The organism is Melaminivora alkalimesophila (assembly GCF_000282995.1).
GTDB lineage: Bacteria > Pseudomonadota > Gammaproteobacteria > Burkholderiales > Burkholderiaceae_C > Melaminivora > Melaminivora alkalimesophila.
Genome location: NZ_ALEE01000211.1, coordinates 1 through 4545 on the forward strand (window position 1 = coordinate 1; position 4545 = coordinate 4545).

General features: G+C 66.6%; 4 protein-coding genes. All 4 read left to right on the top strand.

The features are described from left to right. The coding region (gene uvrB, locus A612_RS03505; RefSeq protein WP_019373206.1) for an excinuclease ABC subunit UvrB at positions 1-1971 on the top strand (1971 nt) is incomplete at its 5' end. Positions 1972-2186: 215 nt separating this feature from the next. Further along, the gene (gene iscR, locus A612_RS03510) at positions 2187-2723 is read left to right on the top strand and encodes a Fe-S cluster assembly transcriptional regulator IscR (RefSeq protein ID WP_019373207.1); all 537 of its coding nucleotides are present in this window, start codon (positions 2187-2189) and stop codon (positions 2721-2723) included. Positions 2724-2841: 118 nt separating this feature from the next. Further along, complete coding sequence (locus A612_RS03515) at positions 2842-4062, top strand: IscS subfamily cysteine desulfurase (protein ID WP_019373208.1); 1221 nt, start codon at positions 2842-2844, stop codon at positions 4060-4062. 30 nt (positions 4063-4092) lie between these two features. Then, a complete protein-coding gene (iscU, locus tag A612_RS03520) occupies positions 4093-4500 on the top strand; it encodes a Fe-S cluster assembly scaffold IscU (protein WP_019373209.1) in 408 nt (135 codons plus the stop codon). Positions 4501-4545 lie beyond the last annotated feature (45 nt).

Here is a 4545-nt window from a genome sequence, read left to right on the forward strand (position 1 = left end):
GAGCGGCTGGTCGAGGGTGTGCGCGACGGCGAGGCCTTCCAGACGCTGCTGGGCGTGACCGGCTCGGGCAAGACTTTCACCATGGCCAACGTGATCGCCCGCCTGGGGCGCCCGGCCATCGTGTTTGCCCCCAACAAGACGCTGGCGGCGCAGCTGTATTCGGAATTTCGCGAGTTCTTCCCGAAGAACGCGGTGGAATACTTCGTCAGCTACTACGACTACTACCAGCCCGAGGCCTATGTGCCGCAGCGCGACCTGTTCATCGAGAAGGACAGCGCCATCAACGAGCACATCGAGCAGATGCGCCTGTCGTGCACCAAGAGCCTGATGGAGCGGCGCGACGTGGTCATCGTCGCCACGGTCTCGGCCATCTACGGCATCGGCAACCCCGAGAGCTACCACCGCATGGTCATGACGCTGCGCACCGGCGACCGCATCGGCCAGCGCGAGGTCATCGCCCAGCTGATCCGCATGCAGTACCAGCGCAACGACCAGGATTTCTCGCGCGGCAAGTTCCGCGTGCGCGGCGACACCATCGACGTCTTCCCGGCCGAGCATTCGGAACTGGCGATCCGCATCGAACTGTTCGACGACGAGGTCGAGAGCCTGCAATTGTTCGACCCGCTCACCGGGCGCGTGCAGCAGAAGATCCCGCGCTTTACGGTCTATCCCAGCAGCCACTACGTGACGCCGCGCGACACCGTGCTCGCGGCGGTGGAGACCATCAAGGCCGAACTGGCCGAGCGGCTCGCCTTCTTCGAGCGCGAGGGCAAGCTGCTGGAGGCCCAGCGCCTGGAGCAGCGCACGCGCTTCGACCTGGAGATGCTCGCCGAAGTCGGCCACTGCAAGGGCATCGAGAACTATTCGCGCCACCTCTCGGGCGCGGCGCCGGGCGAGCCGCCCAGCACGCTGACCGACTACCTGCCCAAGGACGCGCTGATGTTCCTGGACGAGAGCCACCAGATGATCGGCCAGCTCTCGGCCATGTACAACGGCGACCGCTCGCGCAAGACCACGCTGGTGGAATACGGCTTTCGCCTGCCGTCGGCGCTGGACAACCGGCCGCTCAAGTTCGAGGAATTCGAGCGGCGCATGCGCCAGGTGATCTTCGTCTCGGCCACGCCGGCCGACTACGAGAGGACGCATTCCGGCCAGATCGTCGACCAAGTGGTGCGCCCCACCGGGCTGGTCGACCCGGAGGTCGAGGTGCGCCCGGCCACCAGCCAGGTGGACGACGTGCTGCAGGAGATCCGGCTGCGCGTGGAGCGGCACGAGCGCGTGCTCATCACCACGCTCACCAAGCGCATGGCCGAGCAGCTGACCGACTACCTGACGGACAACGGCGTGCGCGTGCGCTACCTGCACTCGGACATCGACACCGTGGAGCGCGTGGAGATCATCCGCGACCTGCGGCTGGGGGCCTTCGACGTGCTGGTGGGCATCAACCTGCTGCGGGAGGGCCTGGACATTCCGGAGGTGTCGCTGGTCGCGATCCTCGACGCCGACAAGGAGGGCTTCCTGCGCGCCGAGCGCAGCCTGATCCAGACCATCGGCCGCGCCGCGCGCAACGCCAACGGCAAGGCCATCCTCTACGCCGACCACATGACGGAATCGATGAAGAAGGCGATCGGCGAGACCGAGCGGCGCCGCGCGCGGCAAATCGCCTACAACAAGGAAAGAGGTATCACACCGCGCAGCATTGTCAAGCAGGTAAGAGACCTGATTGACGGCGTCTACAGCGAGAAGGCTGGCCAGGAGGCGCAGCGCCTGGAGCGCGAAGCCATGCGCCAGGCGGAGCTCGCGGAGATGCCCGAAAAAGACATTGCGCGCGAGATCAAGCGGCTCGAAAGGCTCATGCTCGAGCATGCGCGCAACCTGGAGTTCGAGCAGGCGGCGCGCGTGCGCGACCAGCTCGCGCGGCTCAAGGAGCGGGTCTTCGGGGCCCGCGGGCCCGACCCTGCCGTGGCATGAGGGCGCGCGGGGCGGCCAGGCTGTGGGAAGTGCTTACCCGACCAATTTACTCAAGTTTTGTGCTACAATGGCCTCAGATTTTCCGAGAAATAACCCCACAACACGAAGCAGGACTCGGCGTGTGGCGCCGGGCAGGGCGGGGACGGAGCCGGCGGGCAGGCAACGAGGCCTGCCGGCGTTTCAAGGATCAAGCCTGACTTACCAAGGAGCTTGCGATGCGTCTCACCACCAAGGGCCGTTTTGCGGTCACCGCCATGATCGACCTGGCCCTGCGCCAGCACAATGGCCCCGTCACCCTGGCGGCCATCAGCCAGCGCCAGCAGATCTCCCTATCTTACCTGGAACAGCTCTTCGGCAAGCTGCGCCGCCATGAGCTGGTGGAATCCACCCGCGGCCCGGGCGGCGGCTATACCCTGGCGCGCAAGGCCGCCGACATCACGGTGGCCGACATCATCGTCTCGGTCGACGAGCCCATCGACTCCACCCAGTGCGGTGGCAAGGAAAACTGCCTGGGCGAGGCCGGCCGCTGCATGACGCACGACCTGTGGGCCGCGCTGAACCAGCGCATGGTCGAGTTCCTCGACTCCGTGACGCTGCAAAAGCTCGTGGACGAGCAGCTCGCCAAGGGCATCCAGATCGAGGACAAGCCCGCCACGCGCCGCGCCATCTCCACCACGCCGGTGGTCAAGCCGATCCGCGTGAACGCGCCCAATTCCGTGTTCGCCCTGGGCAACGCCTTCGCCAAATCCTGACGTTGCGCGCAAGGCCATCGGCACGCCGCCGGGCGCGTCCGGGGCCCTCGCCGCACACTACCGCCCCCTAGAACCACCCGAAACCCATCCGCCAGCCAGAAGCGATACCGAACCAGCCATGGACATGACGCCCCACTTTCCCATCTACCTCGACTACGGTGCGACGACCCCCGTGGATCCGCGCGTCGTGGACGCGATGATCCCGTGGTTGCGCGAGCACTTCGGCAACCCGGCCTCGCGCAGCCACGCCTGGGGCTGGGAGGCGGAAGAGGCCGTGGAGAAGGCGCGCACGCAGGTGGCCGAGCTGATCGGCGCCGACCCGCGCGAGATCGTCTGGACCAGCGGCGCCACCGAATCGAACAACCTGGCGATCAAGGGTGCGGCCCACTTCTACAAGGGCAAGGGCAAGCACCTGATCACGGTCAAGACCGAACACAAGGCGGTGCTGGACGTGATGCGCGAGCTCGAGCGCCAGGGCTTCGAGGTCAGCTACCTCGACGTGCAGGACAACGGCCTACTGGATCTGGAGGTCTTCAAGGCCGCGATCCGCCCGGACACGATCCTTGCCAGCGTCATGTTCGTGAACAACGAGATCGGCGTCATCCAGGACATCGCCGCCATCGGCGCTATCTGCCGCGAGAAGGGCGTGCTGCTGCACGTCGATGCCGCCCAGGCGACCGGCAAGATCGAGATCGACCTCAAGGCCCTGCCTGTGGACCTGATGAGCCTGGCCTCGCACAAGACCTACGGCCCCAAGGGCATCGGCGCGCTGTACGTGCGCAGGAAGCCCCGCGTGCGCCTGGAGGCGCAGATGCACGGCGGCGGCCACGAGCGCGGCATGCGCTCGGGCACGCTTGCCACGCACCAGATCGTCGGCATGGGCGAGGCCTTCCGCATCGCAAAGGAAGAGATGGCCCAGGACAACGCCCGCGTGCGCGCGCTCCAGCAGCGCCTGCTGAACGGCCTCAAGGACATCGAGCAGGTCTTCGTGAACGGCGACCTCGAGCGGCGCGTGCCGCACAACCTGAACATGAGCTTCAACTACGTCGAGGGCGAGTCGCTGATCATGGGCATCAAGGGCCTGGCGGTCTCCAGCGGCTCGGCCTGTACCTCGGCGAGCCTGGAGCCCAGCTACGTGCTGCGCGCGCTGGGCCGCAGCGACGAGCTGGCGCACAGCAGCCTGCGCATGACCATCGGCCGCTTCACGACCGAGGAAGAGATCGACTACGCCATCCAGGCGATTCGCCACAACGTGGCCAAGCTGCGCGAACTCTCCCCCTTGTGGGAGATGCACCTGGAAGGCGTCGACCTGAGCACCATCCAGTGGGCCGCCCACTGACGGCAACCGAGAGACAAGGAGGAATACACCATGGCTTACTCTGACAAGGTCATCGACCACTACGAGAACCCGCGCAACGTCGGCTCCTTCGACAAGGGCGACGAGACGGTGGGCACCGGTATGGTCGGCGCGCCCGCCTGTGGCGACGTCATGCGCCTGCAGATCAAGGTCAACCCGGACACCGGCGTCATCGAGGACGCGCGCTTCAAGACCTACGGCTGCGGCTCGGCCATCGCTTCGTCCTCGCTCGTGACCGAATGGGTCAAGGGCAAGACCCTGGACGAGGCCGCCCAGCTCAAGAACAGCGCCATCGCCGAGGAGCTGGCCCTGCCGCCGGTGAAGATCCACTGCTCGATCCTGGCCGAAGACGCCATCAAGGCGGCAGTGAACGACTACAAGGCCAAGCGCGGCGTTCCCGCCGACGTGCAGGCCGCCTGATGAGGGGGCTGCCATGGGCATCACCCTGACCGAGGCCGCCGCCCG